At 60.0% G+C, this 20,228-nt stretch carries 20 protein-coding genes, 1 tRNA gene and 1 pseudogene; 10 read left to right on the top strand and 12 right to left on the bottom strand.

What is annotated here, in order from left to right:
• Positions 1 to 508 precede the first annotated feature (508 nt).
• Positions 509 to 1,075, top strand: coding sequence for a sigma-70 family RNA polymerase sigma factor (locus tag J9789_RS08525; protein ID WP_209344450.1), 567 nt, complete (start codon positions 509 to 511; stop codon positions 1,073 to 1,075).
• Positions 1,065 to 2,492 carry a serpin family protein gene (locus J9789_RS08520; RefSeq protein WP_209344449.1) on the top strand — a complete coding sequence of 476 codons (1,428 nt, stop codon included), beginning with the start codon at positions 1,065 to 1,067 and terminating at the stop codon, positions 2,490 to 2,492. Before J9789_RS08525 ends, J9789_RS08520 begins: the two co-directional genes overlap by 11 nt.
• 71 nt (positions 2,493 to 2,563) lie before the next feature.
• Here J9789_RS08520 and J9789_RS08515 read toward each other — a convergent pair whose 3' ends face one another.
• The 4 genes from J9789_RS08515 to rplM form a co-directional block, all read right to left on the bottom strand.
• Entirely contained in the window at positions 2,564 to 4,609 is a 2,046-nt protein-coding gene (locus tag J9789_RS08515; protein WP_209344448.1) for a M56 family metallopeptidase, read from the bottom strand.
• A 4-nt stretch (positions 4,610 to 4,613) separates the two neighbouring features.
• Positions 4,614 to 4,967, bottom strand: a complete 354-nt coding sequence (locus tag J9789_RS08510) for a BlaI/MecI/CopY family transcriptional regulator (RefSeq protein ID WP_209344447.1) — start codon at positions 4,965 to 4,967, stop codon at positions 4,614 to 4,616.
• 475 nt (positions 4,968 to 5,442) lie between these two features.
• On the bottom strand, positions 5,443 to 5,847 hold the full coding sequence (rpsI, locus tag J9789_RS08505; RefSeq protein ID WP_087188633.1) for a 30S ribosomal protein S9: 405 nt from the start codon (positions 5,845 to 5,847) through the stop codon (positions 5,443 to 5,445).
• Positions 5,848 to 5,864: 17 nt separating this feature from the next.
• Complete coding sequence (gene rplM, locus J9789_RS08500; protein WP_087188632.1) at positions 5,865 to 6,296, bottom strand: 50S ribosomal protein L13; 432 nt, start codon at positions 6,294 to 6,296, stop codon at positions 5,865 to 5,867.
• Positions 6,297 to 6,520: 224 nt separating this feature from the next.
• Between rplM and J9789_RS08495 the strand changes: the two genes are divergently transcribed.
• Positions 6,521 to 7,276: an ATP-binding protein gene (locus J9789_RS08495; protein ID WP_087340315.1), complete on the top strand. Its 756-nt coding sequence runs from the start codon at positions 6,521 to 6,523 to the stop codon at positions 7,274 to 7,276.
• Between the two features lie 50 nt (positions 7,277 to 7,326).
• On the opposite strand, the gene miaA is transcribed toward J9789_RS08495, so the two are convergent.
• The 3 genes and pseudogenes from miaA to J9789_RS08480 form a co-directional block, all read right to left on the bottom strand.
• Positions 7,327 to 8,238 (bottom strand): tRNA (adenosine(37)-N6)-dimethylallyltransferase MiaA, encoded by a 912-nt coding sequence (gene miaA, locus J9789_RS08490; protein ID WP_348633664.1) that lies wholly within the window; start codon positions 8,236 to 8,238, stop codon positions 7,327 to 7,329.
• Positions 8,239 to 8,244: 6 nt separating this feature from the next.
• Positions 8,245 to 8,679, bottom strand: a pseudogene (locus tag J9789_RS08485) (low molecular weight protein-tyrosine-phosphatase); the annotation flags it as partial.
• Between the two features lie 104 nt (positions 8,680 to 8,783).
• Positions 8,784 to 9,053, bottom strand: a complete 270-nt coding sequence (locus tag J9789_RS08480; protein WP_209344446.1) for a translation initiation factor 2 — start codon at positions 9,051 to 9,053, stop codon at positions 8,784 to 8,786.
• Between the two features lie 134 nt (positions 9,054 to 9,187).
• Between J9789_RS08480 and sleB the strand changes: the two genes are divergently transcribed.
• Positions 9,188 to 9,847, top strand: a complete 660-nt coding sequence (sleB, locus tag J9789_RS08475) for a spore cortex-lytic enzyme (protein WP_209344445.1) — start codon at positions 9,188 to 9,190, stop codon at positions 9,845 to 9,847.
• A 28-nt stretch (positions 9,848 to 9,875) separates the two neighbouring features.
• Here the strand turns inward: sleB and thpR are convergent, their stop codons facing one another.
• The 3 genes from thpR to J9789_RS08460 form a co-directional block, all read right to left on the bottom strand.
• Positions 9,876 to 10,403 (bottom strand): RNA 2',3'-cyclic phosphodiesterase, encoded by a 528-nt coding sequence (gene thpR / locus J9789_RS08470; protein ID WP_209344444.1) that lies wholly within the window; start codon positions 10,401 to 10,403, stop codon positions 9,876 to 9,878.
• Positions 10,404 to 10,457: 54 nt separating this feature from the next.
• Positions 10,458 to 11,000 carry a stage V sporulation T C-terminal domain-containing protein gene (locus tag J9789_RS08465; protein WP_209344442.1) on the bottom strand — a complete coding sequence of 181 codons (543 nt, stop codon included), beginning with the start codon at positions 10,998 to 11,000 and terminating at the stop codon, positions 10,458 to 10,460.
• A gap of 153 nt (positions 11,001 to 11,153) precedes the next feature.
• On the bottom strand, positions 11,154 to 12,590 hold the full coding sequence (locus J9789_RS08460) for a 4Fe-4S dicluster domain-containing protein (RefSeq protein WP_209344440.1): 1,437 nt from the start codon (positions 12,588 to 12,590) through the stop codon (positions 11,154 to 11,156).
• Positions 12,591 to 12,795: 205 nt separating this feature from the next.
• On the opposite strand from J9789_RS08460, the gene selA reads away from it, so the two are divergent.
• The 4 genes from selA to J9789_RS08440 all read left to right on the top strand — a co-directional run bounded on the left by selA (position 12,796) and on the right by J9789_RS08440 (position 16,110).
• On the top strand, positions 12,796 to 14,148 hold the full coding sequence (gene selA, locus J9789_RS08455) for an L-seryl-tRNA(Sec) selenium transferase (RefSeq protein WP_209344438.1): 1,353 nt from the start codon (positions 12,796 to 12,798) through the stop codon (positions 14,146 to 14,148).
• Positions 14,145 to 15,683 (top strand): selenocysteine-specific translation elongation factor, encoded by a 1,539-nt coding sequence (gene selB, locus J9789_RS08450; protein ID WP_209344436.1) that lies wholly within the window; start codon positions 14,145 to 14,147, stop codon positions 15,681 to 15,683. The genes selA and selB overlap by 4 nt, the downstream gene beginning before the upstream one ends.
• Positions 15,684 to 15,696: 13 nt before the next feature.
• A tRNA-Sec gene (locus J9789_RS08445) sits at positions 15,697 to 15,792 on the top strand.
• Positions 15,793 to 15,834: 42 nt separating this feature from the next.
• Complete coding sequence (locus J9789_RS08440; protein ID WP_209344433.1) at positions 15,835 to 16,110, top strand: GNAT family N-acetyltransferase; 276 nt, start codon at positions 15,835 to 15,837, stop codon at positions 16,108 to 16,110.
• A 66-nt stretch (positions 16,111 to 16,176) separates the two neighbouring features.
• Here the strand turns inward: J9789_RS08440 and galU are convergent, their stop codons facing one another.
• Positions 16,177 to 17,049: a UTP--glucose-1-phosphate uridylyltransferase GalU gene (gene galU / locus J9789_RS08435; RefSeq protein ID WP_209344432.1), complete on the bottom strand. Its 873-nt coding sequence runs from the start codon at positions 17,047 to 17,049 to the stop codon at positions 16,177 to 16,179.
• A 42-nt stretch (positions 17,050 to 17,091) separates the two neighbouring features.
• Positions 17,092 to 17,619, bottom strand: a complete 528-nt coding sequence (locus tag J9789_RS08430) for a QueT transporter family protein (protein ID WP_209344430.1) — start codon at positions 17,617 to 17,619, stop codon at positions 17,092 to 17,094.
• A gap of 217 nt (positions 17,620 to 17,836) precedes the next feature.
• On the opposite strand from J9789_RS08430, the gene J9789_RS08425 reads away from it, so the two are divergent.
• Positions 17,837 to 18,358, top strand: a complete 522-nt coding sequence (locus J9789_RS08425) for a transcription repressor NadR (RefSeq protein WP_209344429.1) — start codon at positions 17,837 to 17,839, stop codon at positions 18,356 to 18,358.
• A gap of 140 nt (positions 18,359 to 18,498) precedes the next feature.
• Positions 18,499 to 20,157, top strand: coding sequence for a Na+/H+ antiporter NhaC family protein (locus J9789_RS08420; protein WP_209344427.1), 1,659 nt, complete (start codon positions 18,499 to 18,501; stop codon positions 20,155 to 20,157).
• The last annotated feature ends 71 nt before the right edge of the window (positions 20,158 to 20,228 follow it).

Raw genomic sequence — 20,228 nt, 5'->3', positions numbered from 1 at the left:
GATATTTTATGCTCAGTCAGGAGGTGTTTCTCTTGGAACTCTACTCGCGCAGTCAGGCCGCTGCCATGTTGGGAATTACGGTACGGAAACTGGATATGCTTCGAGCCAATAGATTGATTGGCTATTACCAGCCATACCCTGGAGGGAAGGTACAGTTTTCGCAGGCTCATATTGAGAAGTATCTCCAGCGGATTGAAAAGCCACCCAGGGCAATTACCAAGTCTAGATAGGCGGTCACCGTATTAGGAAATAACACGCGAGGCGGAAGACCTGCCGCGCGTGCCGCTTTGCTCAATCACATTCGAAATTACTGTATCGTTATTCGGGAGGCTTCGCTGATTTGATACCAATTTCTGAGTGTCTTCGTAACCTCTCTTGTAACCTCAAACGGGAAAATTGGGTTCTGTAACCTCCAATTAAAATAATTTTTCAAAATTTCTGTCACATTCTTTCTAGAATTCCGTCTTATAGGGTGAGAGCACCCCCAACGAAAGGAGGAAGGACGCGTATGAGCGATCAGGAAATTGTGGAACAGTACTGGCAGCGCTGTGAGTCCGCCATCGCCTGTTCTCAGGAAAAATATGGAGCATACTGCTTTTCGATTGCGTACCGCATTCTGAATCATCCGGAAGACTGTGAAGAATGCGTCAGCGATACGTGGCTGCACGCATGGAATGCCATTCCCCCCAGTCGCCCCGATGCACTGCGGATGTTTTTTGCCAAACTGACCCGCAGCATCTCCTTTGACCGCTGGCGCAGCCGCTCTGCCCAAAAGCGAGGCGGTGGGCAACTCCCTCTTGTGCTGGAGGAGTTGTCGGAGTGCGTCAGCGCAGAGGACACCGTTGAGGACGCTGTCCTGGCCAAAGAGCTGGAGCGCTCCATTGGCGCATTTCTCCGAGCGCTGCCGGAACGGGAGGGCGATGTATTTCTGCGACGATATTTCTTTTCGGAATCTTTGAAGGAGATCGCATCCGCCTATGGGATGACCTGCAACCATGTGTCGGTGGTATTGAGCAGGACGCGAAAAGAACTGAAACAGTATTTGATGAAGGAGGGATATTGTCATGAAATCTGAAGATTTGTATCGTGCCATTGGAGCGGCAGATGACGCACTGCTGGAACGCAGTGAGCGCAACAAATACCGTCGGAAGAACCATTGGTGGATGGGAACTGTAGCGGCTGTACTGGCGCTGGTTATTGTGGGTGGTATCTTCCTGCATCCCGGCTCCAGTCCTATGGTGACCAGTGCCTATGCCATCTGCGAGGCGGTCTATCCGGAAATGGCCCCTTACCCCAATGAAATGAGCGACGATTTTGAACAGCAATATGAGGATTGGCGTGCTTCCGTTCAGGCGCAGCATCAACCGGAGGGATATGCCGATGGCCTGGAGCCGTTTTTTGCGGCCAGTATCCCGCAGTTTCTCACGGGTGCCGAGGGGGAGAACCGGGCCTACTCTCCACTGAATGTCTACCTGGCCCTTGGGATGCTGGCGGAACTGACGGATGGAAACAGCCGCCAGCAGATTCTGGATCTCCTTGGTGTGGACAGCATCGAACAGCTGCGCACCCAGGCCAGTGCCGTATGGAATGGGCAGTACCGCAACGACGGCGCCACCACCTCCATCCTGGCCAGCTCCCTCTGGCTCAATGAGGACATCACCTTTGTGCCGGAGACCATGCAGCAGCTCTCCGATACCTACTATGCCTCTGCATTTCAGGGGGAGATGGGATCAGATGGCTTCAATCAGGCTTTGCAGGATTGGATCAACGCTCAAACCGGCGGCCTGCTGAAGGAGCAGATGCAGGACATCACACTGGATGCAGACACGGTGCTGGCCCTGGCCACGACCATTTACTATCAGGCAAAATGGGACAGCACATTTTCCGAAGAAAATACCTCCCCGGAGACCTTCCACGCATTGTCCGGCGATGTGACCTGTGACTTCCTGCATGGTTCCAGTATGGGCAACTACTATTGGGGCGACCAATTCGGTGCCGTATCCCGTCGGCTGGAAAACGACGGTGGTACCATGTGGTTCCTACTGCCGGACGAAGGAGTATCGGTTGAGGAACTCCTGCAGGACCCGCAGGCCATAGATTTTCTGCTATCCGGGGAAACATGGGAGAACAGCCAATATCTGACCATTCATCTGGCGCTTCCCAAGTTTGACATCTCCTCGCAGATGGAACTGCGCGAGGGATTGCAGGCGCTGGGGGTAACGGATGTGTTTGACCCCGATCAGTCGGATTTTACCCCCATGACGCAGGACCTTTCCGGCATCTATGTCAGCCAGGCCAAACACGGTGTGCGGGTTGCTGTGGATGAGGAGGGCGTGACCGCTGCTGCTTATACGGTTATGCCCATGAATGGAGCAGGCGCGCCGCCGGAGGAGGAGATCGACTTCACGCTGGATCGCCCCTTCCTCTTTGCCATTACCAGTGATGATGGTCTTCCGCTCTTTGTCGGTACGGTATATCAGCCGGTGACGTGATAACAAGGAATCCTATGAGAAAGCGCGGTGCCACCCAATGTGGGCGGTACCGCGCTTTTGACTCATAAAAACTACTCGCCAGTTTCAGACACATCAGCGGTGCCGGAAAGCGACTTCGCTGCGTCTGTGGTCCGGGGGATGATTTGGATAGTATCATCCAGATAAGCCAGGTAACCGGTCTCTACTACAGTGGAGCTGTCGTAAACGCACTTGGTGACTATCAGCTTACCATCTTGCAAGGACAGCGTGTAGTCGTGATTGCCTCGGTCTTCCAGTTCATAACTCACTCCGTTTGCGTAGTCGTAGATGATAATTCGGTTGTCGATCATGCCAGAACCGATGCTCAAGGTCGCACAGATTTCAGGGAGGTTGTCACCTGTGAGATCACAGAAATAGGCGTTCCAGATAGGCATTCCCGTAATGAGAACGCGCGGCCCGGAAGCATTGCCATCGGAGACTCCGATATTGCCTGCATATCGAAATGTGGCGTTTGGAAATTCCGGCAGATCCGCATACAGAGGCGTATATTCGTACGCATCGGAGGGGTTGTCTGTGTGGTCAAACCATTCCTGCACAGTAGGACATCTTCCGTAAAACACATGAATGACATCCCCTGGTCGTCCCATATAGCTATCATCACCGGTCTTGTACATCGGTTGGACCTTCAAATGTATCAGCCAGCCGTCAGCATTCCCTATTCCTGCATCGGTATAGGTGATAACATGCTCATAATCAGATGAAGGAGTGCCTGACGCAAGGAAGGCGATATTAAACTGGTCGGCATCTGGAGCAATTTCCTTGATTTGCTCCTGCGGCAGATATTTCAAAGCCTCCAGATAGTGTTGAAAGAGAAAGACGGTATCTTGCTCTGTGCCTTCAGAACTTTCGGTTACAGAATAGTTCCCACCGAGGACGACAAACTGCGCCATATATGTCTTCTGATTCTTGGTGTAATAAAAGGGCATTGTTTCGTGGTCAAGCCACTCAAAATCACCCGTAAGGTACAGGCGGTGGGCAATCTCCTCATTCGTACAAAGCGTGGAAGAACTGTTATTGAGATTTTCCAAATCAGATATTTCATCTACGATTTTTTGCGGATCAAGGTCAGCAATATTGCGTCCGGTCAAGGGCAAACTGCGTGGTCCCTCTGGGTTGGTCAACAGGCAGATAGCCAGAATAGCGCAGGCGATGACGCCGGCCAAAACCACCCAAAAAGCAGGCTTCTTCCAGTTGGCCAGATTACGGATGCGCCCCTTGGTATCCCCCTCTCCAAAAGCCAGAGGCATTCCGGCAATGATATGCTTGCCGGTGGACAGGCTGAGCAGAGATGCGGCATAGTCCGCCAGAACGCCGTCGCCCATTTTCCTGATAACTGCTTCATCGCAGCTCATTTCCATATCCCTACCTGCCATCACAAATGCGAACCAGACCAGCGGATTAAACCAATGGATCGAAAGGGCGATGAACGCCAACACCTTCACAATATGGTCCAGCCGCTGGATGTGATGCTGTTCGTGCATCACAACATAGGACTGTTCCCGTTCTCCCAGTGAGGACGGAAGATAGATCTTGGGGTGAATAAGGCCCATTACAAAGGGCGAGGTAATCTCGTCTGCAAGATAGATATTCTCTCTCACCAGAGAGGCAGTAATCAGTTTTCTGCGTAAACGCAGGTAAGATACCACCGCATAGATCCCCATAGCCACAACACCAGCCATCCAAATATAGGTTGCAATCGCTGTAGGCGCCTCCAAAGGATCTGCCGCCAGTTGTTCCTCGCCCTGGGGCAGCGTTTCGCTGATGGCCTCTCCAATACCAGGTGCCGGGAGAACTACGGAAGGATATTCCATGTGGACAATGTCGCTTGGGATATACTCAATACTGCTGGCCAGGGTTCCGCTTGTGACTACCGGTGTGTCTAGCAGACCAAACAGCGAAAGTCCGGATTCAATGGAGATTGGACAGAGGAGCCGGAAAAGAACGATGCCCCAGAGTGCATAAGAGATGACCTTCGGTGCTTTTTTGAGGAGGAGCCGCAAGAGTAAGACAAATACAATGACCACGCTTGCGGTGAGACTCATGTTGAGCAATACCGGTAAAAATGTATAGAAGAACATCCTGTCACCTCCGTAGTCCGTCGATCAGCTTCTTCAGTTCCTCAATTTCTTCCTCGGATAACTTCTTTCGGGTGCCGAAGGCAGCAATAAACGCAGGCAGGGAGCCGTCAAAGGTTTCCTCCACAAACTGTTCGCTTTTCATCCCATAGAACTCCTCTCGGGAGATCAGGGAAGTAATCGTTTTGTCCTGCAGCTGAAAAATACCTCGGTCGCACAATCGTTTTAAGACCGTATAGGATGTCGTTGACTTCCAGTTTAATTCCTTCTCCGCCATTTTAATCAGATCCCTGGAGGCCATAGGTTCATGGCTCCAAATCAAATCCGCAAAACGAGATTCTAATGCTCCCATTGTGGGCATATGTCATCCCTCCATAAGTGTCTACATCATGTAGAGTAATTTCAGTCTACATGATGTAGATGTTTTTGTCAATATGCTTTAGCGTCTTGAACCTGATAAATCTTGGCAGCGTCCTTGTAGTTGAGACCATCTTGCATGCCCTCTAGCTATCCTATTAGAAAACAGCACGCGCGGCAGAAGTCTTGCCATGCGTGCTGTTCTACTACATTCAAAAATGCTGTATCCTTATCCAAGAAACTCCGCCTGCTTACCACCATTTTGGGAGGGCGCTCGTAACCTCTTTTGTAACCTCAAACGAGAAAATTAAGTTTTGTAACCTCTCAATAACCCTATATATTGTGTATAAAATTAGTCTAATGAACTATATATAGTACCACGTTGCAACGACGGAATGCGAATGGAAAAAAACAAGTTTAGAACAATTACATAAAAAAATCCCGGAAAACCGAAGTTTTCCGGGAAGATTTGAAACATTTTAGCGCTTGGAGAACTGGGGAGCACGCCGCGCGGCTTTCAGGCCGTACTTCTTACGCTCCTTCATACGAGGATCGCGGGTCAGGAAGCCGGCGGCCTTCAGGGCAGCGCGGTACTCGGGGTTGACCTGCAGCAGGGCACGGGCGATGCCGTGACGGATGGCGCCGGCCTGGCCGGTCACGCCGCCGCCGGTAACGGTGGTCTCGATGTCCACCTTGCCCAGGGTGTCGGTGGTGGCCAGAGGCTGACGCACGATCAGCTTCAGGGTCTCCAGGCCGAAGTAGTCGTCGATATCACGGCCGTTGATGGTGATAGCACCAGTGCCGTTGGGGAACAGATGCACGCGGGCCACGGAGGACTTCCGGCGGCCGGTGCCATACAGATAAGGCTTCTTGCTCTTATACATTCCTTTGTACCTCCTGCTTAGTTGGCCGCCCAGGCTTCGGGCTTCTGGGCGTTGTGGGGATGCTCGGCGCCGCGGTAGATGTGCAGGCGGGACAGAGAATCCTTGGTGATGATGTTGCGGGGCATCATGCCGCGGATGGCCACACGCATGGCCAGCTCGGGCTTCTGCTGCATCAGCAGGCGGTAGGGGGTCTCCTTCAGGCCGCCCACCCAGCCGGAGTGGGTGCGGTAGTACTTCTGCTCCAGCTTCTTGCCGGTCAGAACGGCCTTCTCGGCGTTGACGACCACGACGAAGTCGCCGCAGTCAGCGTGAGGAGTATACTCGGGCTTGTGCTTGCCGCGCAGCAGGTTGGCCGCGGTAGCGGCAGTCTTGCCCAGGGGCTTACCAGCCGCATCGAGGATATACCACTTGCGGACGATGTTCCCCTTGTTGGCCATAAAAGTGGACATGGTGAAACCTCCAATTTTGATGATATCTTAAAAAATATGTCTAAACAGAATACAGGCCCCAATCTTTACGATTGGAGCGTTTTGTATTATAATACCGTAGTTATCTGGTGTCAACCCATTTTCCGATTTTTTAAAACGGAAAATGTGAATGCTCTTGAAATCGCCTTATATCTCTCATTTACTCGCGAATGCTCCATTTCGATTTTCAATTTTTTGAGGTGCCTATGAACAAGATTTTGAGCTATGTCCGCCGCTGCGTGGAGGACTACGACATGATCCAGGCCGGAGACCGGGTGGCGGTAGGGGTGTCCGGCGGCAAGGATTCTCTGGTGCTGCTCACCGCTCTGGCCCGCCTGCGGGAGTTCTATCCCAAGCCCTTTACCGTGGAGGCCTACACCCTGGACATGGGCCATGTGGACGGGGGAGAGGGGATGGACTTTGCCCCGGTGGCGGCCTACTGTGAGGAGATCGGCGTGCCCTTCACCCTGCTGCCCTCCGAGATCCACCACATCATTTTCGACCTGCGCAAGGAGAAGAACCCCTGCTCGATGTGCGCCAAGATGCGCCGTGGGGCCCTCCACAACGCCATCAAGGAGCACGGCATCAGCAAGATCGCCCTGGGTCACCACTTTGACGACGCGGTGGAGACCTTCTTCCTGTCCCTGTTCTATGAGGGACGTCTGTCCTGCTTCCAGCCGGTGACCTGGCTGGACCGGATGGGCATCAGCCAGATCCGCCCCATGCTCTACTGCGGGGAGGGCCTCATCCGCAATGCCGCCGAGCGCAACCACCTGCCGGTGGTGTTCAATCCCTGCCCCGCCGACGGCAACACCAAGCGGCAGGAGGTCAAGGAGCTCATCAAGACCCTGGACAAGCAGTACCCCGGCCTGAAGAGCCGGGTATTCGGCGCCATGCAGGGACTGCCCCTGCCTGCCTGGGGGCCGGTGGAGCACCGCCGGGTGCCCCTGCCGGAGGGATAACCAAACAGGAAAAAGCCGCTGCGGAAGCTTCCGCAGCGGCTTTTTTGCTATTATGGCTCGTTTAAGAACTGTTCCACCGCCTGGGTGGCCTGGGTGAGGAAATCCCCTTCCATATCCAGCCACAGCACGTCGCGGTCCCGGTTGAACCACTGGACCTGGCGCTTGGCAAAGCGCTTGATGGCCCGGCCCAGCTCGTCCTTCAGGGCGTCCAGAGAGGGGAGCTCCCCCTTCAGGTAGCGGAGGATGTAGCGGTACTCCAGTCCCAGTCCCTCCAGGAACTCATCGGTGGCTCCGGCCTGACGCAGGCCCGCCACCTCTTCGATCATGCCCGCGTCGATCCGGGCCTGGAGGCGGTCGTCAATGCGCTTGCACACGGTCTCCCGGGGGAAGTTCACCCCCAGCAGCAGGCAGCGGTACCGGGGGTGGGCCTGGGGAGCCTCCCAGCCGTCGGCCAGGGCCTTCTCCACCGAGCGCACCAGCCGCTGGTGGTTGTTCTCCTCGCCGTTGGCCAGGGTGACCCCCGTCTTTTCCCGCAGGATGGCGTACAGCTCCGCGGCGGTCTTGCTCTCCAGCTCGGCCCGCAGGGCGGGGTCGGGGGTGGCGTCGGTGAAGGCGAAGCCCTCGGTCACCGCCCGGACATACAGTCCGGAGCCCCCCACCAGGAAGGGCACCTTCCCCCGGGCCAGGATGTCGTCGATGGCGGCATAGGCCCCCACCTGGAAGTCGGCCACCGAGTAGGGCTGGTTGGGGGCCACCACGTCCAGCATGTGGTGGGGCACGCCGTCCATCTCCTCCTCGGTCACCTTGCCGGTGCCCAGGTCCAGGCCGGTGTACACCTGCCGGGAGTCGGCGGACACGATCTCGCCGCCAAAGCGCTTGGCCAGCTCCACGCCCAGGCCGCTCTTGCCGCAGGCGGTGGTGCCCAGCACCACCACCAGCTTGGGCAGCTTCTCCTGAGTCAGGGCGGCCAGCAGGGCGGAGCACCCAGCATATACGTCTTGCCAGGTGGCCTCAAAGTCGCCGGAGTACCAGGGGTCGGAGATATCCCGGCCCTCCCCGATGTAGGACAGCAGGGCCTTGACCTTGCCCTCCGGGTCGCCGTTGAAGAGCCGGCGCATGTTGCGTAGGTTGGCGCTGTCCATGCCCAGGAACAGGTCCCACCGATCATAATCCGCCGCCGTCAGCTGACGGGCGGCGTGGCCGGAACAGCTGATGCCGTGCTCGGCCAGCTTCCGCCGGGCAGGGGGATAGACCGGATTGCCGATCTCCTCGGCGCTGGTGGCGGCGGAGGCGATGATAAACTGGTCCTCCAGCCCCGCCTTCTTCACCAGATCCTTCATCACAAACTCAGCCATGGGGCTTCTGCAAATATTCCCATGACACACAAAAAGCAGCTTTTTCATTCCATCCTCCCGGGGGCGGCACAGAACCTGTGTGCCGTACTATGGAGGTTATTTTACCACACTTCCCGCCGAAAAAAAAGCAGGCGCCTTGTGCGCCTGCCCGGTTATAACATCAGGGCGGCCACCCAGCACAGGGTAGCGGCCAGCGCGCCCCCGGCGGCGTAGGCCGGGGCTGGGATCTTGCGGCACACCCGCCGCCAGCCGGAGGACCGGCGGAGGTAGCCCTCAGCCGCCCGGCTGGCCTCCTTCAGCACCGCCTCGGCGGAGGCCCCTTTGCCGAAGGCGTCCTCCTTCACGATAAAAATGGCCTGTTCAAAAAAACGGGGGTCGGGAGATTTGACCACAATGACCTGCCGGGATACGCCCTGTACCACCTGCCCACATCCTTTCCTGTTTTGTACCAGTATTGCCAAAAACAGCGGAGCCTATGCTTCTCAGGAAGGGATTGGCGCACATAACCGGCAGCCCGCCCTCGTACACTACCTTCAGTCAGATTGGAGGGGTAGCTATGAACAGACGCAGGCTCATCGCGGCGCTGGCCCTGGTGTTCGCGGTCAACATTTCCCTCATCGCCTTCGCCCAGCAGGCCCAGGCGGCCACCTACCGGCAGGGCTCCAGCGGAGAGCAGGTGCGCATCATCCAGACCAAGCTGAAAAACTGGGGCTACTACGACGGTACGGTGGACGGCGTGTTCGGCAGTCAGACCACCCAGGCGGTAAAGTATTTTCAGCGGAAAAACGGCCTGACCCCTGACGGCATCGTGGGCCCCGCCACCCTGCGGGCCCTGGGCATGTCGGAGGGGAGCAGCTCCAGCCAGAATACCGAGGTGGAGCTGCTGGCCCGGGTGATCTCGGCGGAGGCCCGGGGGGAGCCCTACAGCGGCCAGGTGGCGGTGGGGGCGGTGATCCTCAACCGGGTGGAGCACCCCTCCTTCCCCAACACCATCGCCGGGGTGGTGTACCAGCCGGGGGCCTTTACCTGCATGGTGGACGGGCAGTTCAACGAGCCGGTGGCCGAATCCGCCCGACGGGCGGCCCGGGAGGCCCTCAACGGGGCGGACCCCAGCTGCGGTGCCATCTACTACTTCAACCCCAACACGGCCACCAGCAGCTGGATCTGGAGCCGACCCCTGATCCTCCAGATCGGCAACCACCGGTTCTGTGCCTGAAGCGGGCGGCACCGCCGCCCGTACATAGTCAAAGCCGGGTGCGGTACAGGGGAACGTAGCGCAGCACTCCGTCCACCCGCTCCGAGGAGAAGAGGGTAAGCTGCCGGACCGTGCACTCCAGAGGCGGGAAGCGGTCGGGGACGGTGAGTGGCTCCAGGCCGGAGGGGGAGCGCACCCGCCGGGCCAGGGTGATGTGGGGCCGGTAGGGCCGCTCCTCCGGGGAGAAGCCGGCGGCCCTCAGCTGCCCCTCCAGGGACCGCTGGACGGCCAGCAGGCCGGGGGAGGGCTCCACCCCCAGCCACCAGATATCCCCGCCCTTTTTGGAGAAACAGCCGGGGGCGGCGGAGCGGAGGGGGAAGGGAGCGCCCTCCACCCGGCGGAGGGCATGGGCGGCCTCCTCTACCTGCCGGGTCTCTCCCAGAAAGACCAGGGTCAGGTGATAATTGTCCGGCCGGGTGAAGGTGCCCCGCACCCCGGCCGCTTTCAGCGCGGCGGCCTCACCGGCCAGGGTCTGCCGCCAGTGGGCGGGCAGTTCAATCCCGAAAAACAGACGCACAAAAACCGCCTCCTTTGCCCTGAGTATAGCAAAGAAGGCGGTGGGGTACAAGGGTCAGGATTCCATGTGACGGCCCAGGAAGCCGGCGATGGTCTGGGCCAGCTTGTACTGGGTTTCGCTGCCCTGGAGGTTGCCCTCGGTGCCCACAAAGAGGACGCAGCCCAGCACGTCGCCCTCAGACAGGATGGGGGCGGCGCAGGATACCAGATAGGCGTCGTTGCCCTCGCAGACGGGGACAGGGGCGGAGCCCTCCTTGTGTTGATAAATCTGGCGGCCCTCCATGATCTGCTCCAGGGCGGCGGAGATCTGCTTGTCGGTCAGCTCCCGCCGGCCGGCGCCTGCCGCTGCGATGCAGCTGTCCCGGTCGGTGATGACGGCGATCTCGCCGGTGGTCTTGTTCAGCGTCTCGCACATCTGGCCTGCAAAGTCCCCCAGACCGCCCATCAGGGAGTATTTTTTAAAGATAACGCCGCCGTCCTTGTCAGTGTAGATCTCCAGGGGGTCGCCCTCCCGGATCCGCATGGTCCGGCGGATCTCCTTGGGGATCACGATGCGCCCCAGATCGTCGATCCGGCGCACGATACCAGTCGCTTTCATGTCGCTTCTCCTCCTGCGGTTGTAGTTACGCCTTCTAGTATCCGCAGGTTTCTTTTGCCTATGCAGGCAGGGCCATGGTTTCATTTGGAAACAGACGCAAAAAAACTCCGGCGGACCCACCCGCAGGTGGGTCCGCCGGAGCATGTTTGAAGATTAGTTGTCGTCGGAGTTGGCCTTCTCCGCGTCGGAGATGGCGCCCTCGATGGTGCGGCCCTCCGCCTGCTTGGCGTGGCGGTCCACGTCGCCCTGGTTCTTGGGGGAGCGGATGAGCTGGGCGGGGCCCTGAACGCAGCCGCCCTCGCAGGCCATGCCCTCGATGAAGTTGAAGTCGCCGACGCCTTTAGCGGCCTTCAGGAAGGCCAGCTTGCAGGCCTCAAAGCCGCTGCAGGGCATGGGCTTGGCCTGGAACTTGCTGCCCCGCTCCTTCAGAGCCTGGGCCACGGCAGCGGAGACGCCGCCGCTGTGGGCGAAGGAACGGCCAAAGCCGCTGGCCTGATCCAGCTCGGTGTACTCCAGGGTGGATACGTCGATGCCCTTGGCGTCGAACATGGCGTACAGCTCCTCAAAGGTGAGGGCGATATCCACGGCCCGCATGGTCTTGCCCAGCTTGACCTCCATCTTCTTAGCCACGCAGGGCCCGATAAAGATGACCTTGGCGGAGGGGTCCTTCCGCTTGATGTGCCGGGCGGCCATGATCATGGGAGAGGGGGTCTCAGAGATCAGGTGAGCCTGCTCGGGGAAGTTCTTCTCCACGTAGTCCACGAAAGCGGGGCAGCAGGAGGAAGCCAGCATACCCTTCTCCTCCAGCTCGCCGGCCTCCACCTTGGCGGTCATGTCGGCGCCCAGAGCCACCTCGATCACATCGTGGAAGCCCAGCATCTTCAGGCCGGTAACCACCTGGCCCAGATCGGCGGGGGCGAACTGACCGGCGATGGAGGGGGCCACGGCGGCATAGACGTTGAAGCCCCACTTCTCAGCGCCCTGGAGCATCTGGATGGCGTCCACGATAAAGGACTTGTCCATGATGGCGCCGAAGGGGCACTGGTAGATACAAGCACCGCAGGAGGTGCACTTGGCGGGATCGATAAAGGCCTTCTTGTCCTCGCCCATGGAGATGGCGCCTGCCTTGCAGCCACGCTCACAGGGACGGGTCTTCTTTTCAATGGCACCGTAGGGGCAGGCGTTGATACACTTGCCGCAGGTGATGCACTTCTTGTGGTCGATCTGGGCCCGGTGATCCACGATGGAAATGGCGTCCTTGGGACAGGTGTGGATGCAGCGGGTGGCGATACAGCCGCGGCAGGAGGGGCCCACGGTGATCTCGGTGACGGGGCACTCGTCGCAGGCGATGTCCAGCACCTCAACCAGGTTGGGGTTGGTCTTGTCGCCGCCCATGGCCACCTTCACGCGCTGGGAAATGATGGCCCGCTCCTTATAAATACAACAGCGCATTTTGGCCTCGGGACCGGGGATGAGCTCCTCCGGGATGTCCAGAATGCCGGCCTGCAGGTCGTCGTTCCAAGCCAGCCGGGCCACGGAACGCAGCACCTCGTGCTTCAGCTCCTGCACGCTGGTTTCAAATACACGCATTTGGTAACACTCCTTCCAATTCTATGCTTCCCTCTTTAATCCTTCTAACAGCATGATAACCGCAGGGTAAGTGACATGTCAATTAGAATGTTTCCTTGTCTTGGGAGTATTTTTGCCCCCTTTTCTGAAAACCAAAAAGTTTATATGCCTAAGGGAGGAAAACTGTGGTATACTGCAAACAAATGTCTTGTTTGGAGGTGACGTCATGGCGGATTCCACCCTGTCGACCCTGCCCCGGATGGACGCCCTGCTGGCCTGTCCGGCCCTGGCAGACAGCGGCCTGCCCTACGCCCTGCGGAAGGCTGGCGCCAACCAGGTGCTGGACCGTCTGCGCCATGCCCTGCGAGCGGGGGAGCACGTGGAAATCCCCTCCCTGACCGCCCTGGCGGAGCAGGCCCGGCAGGCGGCGGAAGCGCTGGCCCGCCCGGGCCTGAAGCGGGTGGTCAACGCCACCGGCGTGGTCCTCCACACCAATCTGGGCCGGGCCCCCATGAGCCGCCGGGCGGCGGAGGCGGTGGCCCAGGCAGCGGCGGGCTACTCCAACCTGGAGTACGACCTGTCCACCGGAAAGCGGGGCAGCCGCACCGCTCGGGTGGAGGAGCTGCTGAAGGAGCTCACCGGAGCGGAGGAGGCCTTTGCGGTGAACAACAACGCCGCGGCGGTTTTTCTCATGCTCAGCGTCCTCACCCCCGGTATGGGGGTGGCCATCTCCCGAGGAGAGCTGGTGGAGATCGGCGGCTCCTTCCGGGTACCTGACGTGATGGCCCGCAGCGGCGCCCGGCTGGTGGAGGTAGGGGCCACCAACAAGACCCGCCTGTCCGACTATGAGAGGGTATTGGAGAGCGGCCAGGCCCAGGCCCTGCTGAAGGTCCACCCCAGCAACTTCAAGGTGGTGGGCTTCACCCAGGAGGTAGGGGTGGAGGAGCTGGCCGCCCTGGCCGCCCGGTACGGCGTGCCCCTGCTGTGCGACCTGGGCAGCGGAGCCCTGGGACCCGGCCCCTGGCCGCAGGATTACCCCACGGTACAGAAGTGGGGAGCGGCCGCCGACGTGGTGTGCTTCTCCGGGGACAAGCTGTTAGGCGGTCCTCAGGCGGGCATCCTGGTGGGCAAGGGAGAGATCATCCGGCGACTCAAGACCGACCCCCTGGCCCGAGCCCTGCGGCTGGATAAGCTGTCCCTGGCGGCTCTGGAGGCCACTCTGCTGGACTGGCGGGACGGGGAGGCTGTCCCCACTCTGGCCATGCTGGAGATGAGCCAGAAGGAGCTGCGGCAAAAGGCGGAGGGACTGGCGGCCCTGCTGGCTCCCCTTTGCCCCTGTGAGGCGGTGGAGACCGCCGGTGAGGCGGGGGGCGGTACCCTGCCGGGGGAGGAACTGCCCTCCTGGGCGGTGGCCCTGGAGCCGGCGGAAGCGCTGGAAGCTTTTCTGCGGGGCTGGTCCACTCCCATCCTGGGACACATCCATAGGGGAAAGCTGCTGCTGGACGTGCGTACCCTGCTGCCCGGGGAGGATGCCACCATCCGGGAGGCCCTGGCCGCCTGGAAAGGAGCACAGCCATGATTCTGGGCACCGCAGGCCACGTAGACCACGGCAAGACCGCCCTGGTGAAGGCCCTCACCGGCGTGGACACCGACCGGCTGGAGGAGGAGCGCCGCCGGGGGCTCACCATTGAGTTGGGCTTCGCCCCTCTGACCCTGCCGGGCGGGCGGACCATCAGCATCGTAGATGTGCCCGGCCATGAGAAGTTTGTGCCCACCATGCTCTCCGGCTGCGCCGGTATGGACCTGGTGCTGCTGGCGGTGGCCGCCGACCAGGGGCCCATGCCCCAGACCAGGGAGCACCTGGCCATCCTGTCCCTGCTGGGCCTGAAAGGGGGCGTCATCGCTCTCACCCGGTCCGACCTGGGCTGCAAGCCGGGGGTGGAGGAACAGGTAAGGACCCTGGTAAAGGGCACCTTTCTGGAGAACGCTCCCATCATTCCCACCTCGGTGGTGACGGGGGAGGGGCTGGACGATTTAAAGCAGGCGCTGGCAAAGCTGGTGGAAGAGACGCCTGACCCAGAGAGCGGGGGAGACTACCGTCTCCATGTGGACCGTGTCTTTTCGGTGGCGGGCAGCGGCACCGTGGTCACCGGCACCCTCACCGGTGGGCCCCTTCGCCGTGGGGACACAGTGCGCCTGTGGCCGGGGGAACGGCTGGCCCGGGTGCGGGGGCTGCAGTGCCACGGGGCCTCTGCGGAAGAGCTGCCACCCGGCAGCCGGGCGGCGGTAAACCTGGCGGGGGTTGGCCGGGCGGAGGTGTCCAAGGGGGATACCCTGGCCCCGGCGGACAGTCTGACCCTCACCGGGCGGCTGGATGTGGAATTGCGGGTGCTGGCCCAGTCCCCTTACACGATCAAAAATAATTCCGTCCTCCACCTTCACCACGGAGGGCGGGCCATGATGTGCCGGTGTATCCTGCTGGGCCGGGACAAGCTGGAGCCAGGGGAGGCGGGCTTTGCCCAGCTGCGGCTGGATGCCCCTCTGGCGGTACGAGCTGGGGACCGGTTTGTGGTGCGCTTCTTTTCGCCGGTGGTCACCGTGGGAGGGGGCCGGGTGCTGGACCCGGAGCCCCCAGCAAAAGGCCGGTATGACCAAGTCCGGCTCACCCGGCTGGCTGATTTGGCGGCGGGGAAGGAGCCGCCCCGTGAGGAAAAAGCCCCTAAGGAGCCCCCGCCGGCTCCGCCTCTGCTGGGGATAGACCCCGGGCTGGAGCGGGCGCTATGCGAGCTTTACCGGGAAGCGGGGCTGGAGCCTCCCAACAACGAGGAAGTGGAAAAAGCCTTTCCCGGCAAGGAGGCGGCCTGCCGCCGGGTGGGCCGTGCCCTGGCGGACCGGGGGGTGCTCACCCCGCTGTCTCCCAAGGTGCGGGCCTGGGGGGAGAGCTGCGAGACGGCCAAGGCGGAGTTGAAAAAGCGATTCGGTACCGGCCTCTTTACGCTGGCCCAGGCCAGGGATGTGCTGGGGGTTTCCCGGAAGTACGCCCTGCTGCTGCTGGAGTACTGGGACCGGGTACGGATCACCCAAAAAATCGGGGAGGGGCGGAGGTTTCTGTAACTCCCCGCCATATGGGGGCGGAAGGGTATCTGGTGAGCCCCGCGGTCTTCAAAACCGTTGGGGACGGCGTTCCCGTCCTGGTGTGTTCGATTCGCACCCGCCCTCGCCATTGGTTCAACCAAACTAAAATCAAATGACAGGAGGCTGCCTTATGGAATTTCAGAGCAAGCCCGGCCGGCTGTGGGCCGAGAATGAAGAGGGGAAGCTGATTGCCGAGATCACCTTCCCGGAGGAGCGGCCCGGCGTGGCCAACATCGACCACACCTTTGTGGACGGTTCCCTCCGGGGCCAGGGCGTGGCGGGCCAGCTGGTGCAGGGGGCTGTGGACCAGATCCGCGGCCGGGGCATGAAGGCTGTGGCCACCTGCTCCTACGCCGTGAAATGGTTTGAGAGCCACCCGGACCAGGGGGACCTGCTGGAAAAATAAGAAAAAGGGAGACGCTGCACAGCAGCGTCTCCCTTTTCTTTTCTACCGTTGCGGTATATCCACACCTTACCGCAGGGTCTCCGCCTTTTCCTTGATGAAGTGCTTCAGCCAGGAGGCGGTAGCCTTATTTTCCAGAGCGAAGTCGATGGTGGCCTCCAGGAAGCCGCACAGGTTGCCGGTGTCGTACCGGCGGCCCTCAAAGTCCACCGCCACCATCCGGCTTATGCGGCACAGCTCCCGCAGGCCGTCGGTGAGCTGGATCTCACCGCCATAGCCCGGCTTCACGTTCTCCAGAATGTCAAAAATCTGGGGGGTCAGCACATAGCGGCCCAGAATGGCGTAGTTGGAGAACATGGCCTGAGGGGTGGGCTTCTCGTTCATGTCGGACACGTCAAAGATCCGGTTCTCCAGGGGGGAGATCTTGACGGAGGAGTAGCGGGAGATGGCCTCGGTGGACACCTTCTGCACGCCCACGGCGGAGGCACCGTACTTCTCGGCCGCCTCAATGAGCTGGAGGGTCACCGGCTTTTCCGCCCGCATGATGTCATCGCCCAGCAGCACCGCGAAGGGCTCATCCCCCACGAAGCGCTTGGCCCGGTAGATGGCGTGGCCCAGGCCCTTGGTCTCCTTCTGGCGCACATAGAAGATATTGGCCAGATCGGCGGCCCGGCGGACCTCCACCAGCTCCCGCTCCTTCCCGGCCTGGAGCAGACGGGTCTCCAGCTCGGGATAGTAGTCGAAGTAGTCGTCCATAGCGGACTTGGCCCGGTTGGTGACGATCAGGATGTCCTCGATGCCGGAGGCCACCGCCTCCTCGATGATATACTGAATCACCGGCTTGTCCACCATGGGAAGCATTTCCTTGGGGACGGTCTTGGTAGCGGGGAGCATCCTTGTCCCCAGACCAGCGGCGGGGATGACGGCCTTGCGGACTTTCATGGGGAACCCTCCTTATTTGTGATAAAAACTGGGGGCGGCGCCTCAGCGACGGGCCAGGCGGCGCTCCGGAATCATGGTACGCAGATAACGGACCTTGGGCAGAGCCATCAGCAGGACGGTGCCCAGCACATAGCAGGCCAGAGCCTCACCCACCACGAAGGTCCACATATTGAACGTATAAGCGGCCCAGAATGCGCCGTTGATGGCGCCCGCCTCCGCCCAGGCCCACATGGGGGGCAGCAGCAGGGCGTTCATGAGGATGGGGGGCAGGGCGGCCAGATACCAGCGGGGCATCTTGGCGGAGAGCCAGGCGGCGATGGCGGTGGCCAGGGTGCCCACCACCATGTCGATGGGGCCGTAGGGGGAGAGAATGTTGGTCAGCAGGCAGCCCAGAGCCAGACCCGGCGCGGTGGCCGGGAACAGGAAGGGCAGCACGGTGAGGGCCTCTCCCAGACGGACCTGAACCGGTCCGAAGGTAAGCTGAAAAATGTTTCCGAAATAGCACAGGACAAAGTAGACGGCCGCCACCATGGCGGCCAGGGTGAGATCGCGGGTGGTAAATTTACGCATGTTGAATTTGGAACCTCCATTTTCGTATTTAGAGAACGGCGGTGAGTCCCGCCGAACGAACGCGGCATGAGCCGCGCTTGGACCGGGTGTGGAAACCAGTCGGGTACATTCTAGCACATTCACCACGGGATAGCAAGCTAAGACGGGGGTCTAACGGCGATTTACAGCACCGGAAGAACCTGCTATACTGAGGAAAAACGGAAGGAGGCCGCACGATATGGAGACATCAGCCGCACAGGCCCGCCGGCAGGCGGTGAAACAGGTGCTGGAGGAGGCGGGGGGACCGGTGAGCGCCACCGCCCTGGCCAAGCAGTTTTCCGTCAGCCGGCAGATCATTGTGGGAGACGTGGCCCTGCTGCGGGCGGCGGGGGAGGAGATTCTGGCCACCCCCAGAGGGTATGTGCTGGGCCACCGGTCCGCCGGCGTGGAGCACCGGGTGGCCTGCGTCCACCGGCCGGAGGAGATGGAGGCCGAGCTCAACGCCATTGTGGACGCCGGCGGGGAGGCCGCCGACGTGATCGTGGAGCATCCGGTTTACGGTCAGCTCACAGGCATATTGGGGGTGCGGTCCCGATATGATGTACAGGAGTTCCTCCGCAGGGTGCGGGCGGACAGTGCCCGTCCGCTGTCCGATCTGACCGGCGGAATCCATCTCCATACCATCCGCTGCACCGATGAGGAAACCTTTGAAAGAGTTCAAAAAGCTTTGCAAATCGAAGGATTCTTGCTTGATATGTAAATTTAGGGTATTGCTATGTCGATCCCTCTGTTAAATTTGCCGAAAAAGTATTGCCAAATTGTGAATGATGGTGTATTATTAAGTACGAATCCTTGGGTTGGGGAGGCTTATAGGGTTCGAAATTATAAGGGAGGGTTATTATGAACTCACCACGAATGCAACGGTTTGGAAGAATTCTGCTGGTTGTCTTTGCTCTTGCATGTGTCCTGATGACGGTGGCCTTCGCTGAAGGCGACGGCTCCACCAGCGCCGTATACGGGACCATCGCGTCCCTGCTGCCTCCTGTGGTAGCTATCGGTTTGGCCCTGATCACCAAAGAAGTATATTCGTCTCTGTTCCTCGGCATCCTGGTCGGCTGTTTCCTGCAGGTGAACGGCAATCCTCTGGACGCGTTCCAGTACTTTGTCAGCCACCTGTGCTCCAACGCCGGCGGCAACATGGGTATTCTGATGTTCCTGGTCATCCTGGGCACCATGGTGGCTCTGATGATCCGGGCCGGCGGCTCCAAGGCCTACGGCGACTGGGCTGTGTCCCACATCAAGACCAAGTCCGGCGCTCTGTGGTCCACCTTCATCCTGGCTCTGGTGCTGGGCGTGGACGACTACTTCAACAACCTGACCACCGGTAACGTGATGCGTCCCGTCACCGACGGCCACCACATTTCCCGTGCCAAGCTGTCCTACATGTGCGACGCCACCGCCGCTCCTGTTTGTATCATGATGCCCGTGTCCTCCTGGGCCGCCGCCGTTACCGGCGTTATCGGCAATGAGGAGGTCGGCTTCCAGATCTTCCTGCGGGCCATTCCCTTCAACTACTACGCCATCCTGACCCTGGTCTTCATCATCGTGATGACCTGCCTGAACATCGACTACGGTCCCATGAAGAAGCATGAGGACAACGCCGCCAAGGGTGACATCTACACCACTCCCGAGCGTCCCTTCGCTGACGCCCAGGAGATGAAGTTCAACCCCGACGGCAAGGTCATCGACCTGGTCATCCCCGTTATCATCCTGATCATCGGCTGCGTGTCCGCCATGATCTATGTCGGCTATCAGAACGGCGGCACCAACCTGATCACCGCCTTCGCCAACACCTCCGCGTTCGACGCTCTGCCCTTCGGCTCTCTGATCGCTCTGATCGTCAACATGATCTACTTCATGATCCGTCGTTCCATGAAGTTCACCGAACTGATGGACTGCCTGCCTGAGGGCTTCAAGCAGATGGTTCCCGCCATCCTGATCCTCTGCCTGGCCTGGACCATCGGCGACGTGACCAAGGGCCTGGGCGCCCCCGAGTTCGTGGCCGGCATCGTTGAGGGCCTGAGCGGCAGCCTGTACGCTCTGCTGCCCGCCGTGGTGTTCATCATCGCCGCTTTCCTGGGCTTCGCCACCGGTACTTCCTGGGGCACCTTCTCCATCCTGCTGCCCATCGTCATCCCCGTCTTCTCCGGCGGCACTCCTGCTGTTGACCTGACCGTGGGCGACCTGAACAACAACCTGCTGATGATCTCCATCGCTGCTACCCTGGGCGGCGCGGTCATGGGCGACCACTGCTCCCCCATCTCCGACACCACCATCATGGCTTCTTCCGGTGCCCAGTGCTACCACCTGAACCATGTGGCCACTCAGCTGCCCTACGCTCTGACTGTCGCGGTCGTGGCGTTCGTCAACTACATCATCACCGCTTACCTGCAGAATCCTGTGATCTGCCTGCCCATCGCCATCGTTTCCATGGTCGTGGTTCTGATCATCATCGGCAAGGTCAACCACTCCATGAACGTCCACTCTCAGCGTGACTGATTGATGTGATTTCACATCATCCACCTGAACAACAGAATGGAAAGAAGGCCGCCGCTCTTCCGAGCGGCGGC

Source organism: Flavonifractor sp. AGMB03687 (assembly GCF_017811815.1).
In the GTDB taxonomy this organism is placed as follows: Bacteria; Bacillota; Clostridia; order Oscillospirales; family Oscillospiraceae; genus Flavonifractor.
The sequence above is the reverse complement of the archived record's forward strand: the minus strand, read 5'-3'. Positions and strand labels throughout refer to the sequence as shown.

Excerpts from the sequence above, each read along its gene's own strand:
- J9789_RS08460 (WP_209344440.1), bottom strand. The coding sequence starts at position 12,590 with ATGCGTGTATTTGAAACCAGCGTGCAGGAGCTGAAGCACGAGGTGCTG.
- J9789_RS08425 (WP_209344429.1), top strand. The coding sequence starts at position 17,837 with ATGGAGACATCAGCCGCACAGGCCCGCCGGCAGGCGGTGAAACAGGTG.
- J9789_RS08520 (WP_209344449.1), top strand. The coding sequence starts at position 1,065 with ATGAAATCTGAAGATTTGTATCGTGCCATTGGAGCGGCAGATGACGCA.
- J9789_RS08465 (WP_209344442.1), bottom strand. The coding sequence starts at position 11,000 with ATGAAAGCGACTGGTATCGTGCGCCGGATCGACGATCTGGGGCGCATC.
- J9789_RS08495 (WP_087340315.1), top strand. The coding sequence starts at position 6,521 with ATGAACAAGATTTTGAGCTATGTCCGCCGCTGCGTGGAGGACTACGAC.
- J9789_RS08525 (WP_209344450.1), top strand. The coding sequence starts at position 509 with ATGAGCGATCAGGAAATTGTGGAACAGTACTGGCAGCGCTGTGAGTCC.
- galU (WP_209344432.1), bottom strand. The coding sequence starts at position 17,049 with ATGAAAGTCCGCAAGGCCGTCATCCCCGCCGCTGGTCTGGGGACAAGG.
- rpsI (WP_087188633.1), bottom strand. The coding sequence starts at position 5,847 with ATGTATAAGAGCAAGAAGCCTTATCTGTATGGCACCGGCCGCCGGAAG.
- J9789_RS08440 (WP_209344433.1), top strand. The coding sequence starts at position 15,835 with ATGGAATTTCAGAGCAAGCCCGGCCGGCTGTGGGCCGAGAATGAAGAG.
- rplM (WP_087188632.1), bottom strand. The coding sequence starts at position 6,296 with ATGTCCACTTTTATGGCCAACAAGGGGAACATCGTCCGCAAGTGGTAT.
- selB (WP_209344436.1), top strand. The coding sequence starts at position 14,145 with ATGATTCTGGGCACCGCAGGCCACGTAGACCACGGCAAGACCGCCCTG.
- sleB (WP_209344445.1), top strand. The coding sequence starts at position 9,188 with ATGAACAGACGCAGGCTCATCGCGGCGCTGGCCCTGGTGTTCGCGGTC.
- J9789_RS08515 (WP_209344448.1), bottom strand. The coding sequence starts at position 4,609 with ATGTTCTTCTATACATTTTTACCGGTATTGCTCAACATGAGTCTCACC.
- J9789_RS08420 (WP_209344427.1), top strand. The coding sequence starts at position 18,499 with ATGAACTCACCACGAATGCAACGGTTTGGAAGAATTCTGCTGGTTGTC.
- J9789_RS08430 (WP_209344430.1), bottom strand. The coding sequence starts at position 17,619 with ATGCGTAAATTTACCACCCGCGATCTCACCCTGGCCGCCATGGTGGCG.
- selA (WP_209344438.1), top strand. The coding sequence starts at position 12,796 with ATGGCGGATTCCACCCTGTCGACCCTGCCCCGGATGGACGCCCTGCTG.
- J9789_RS08510 (WP_209344447.1), bottom strand. The coding sequence starts at position 4,967 with ATGCCCACAATGGGAGCATTAGAATCTCGTTTTGCGGATTTGATTTGG.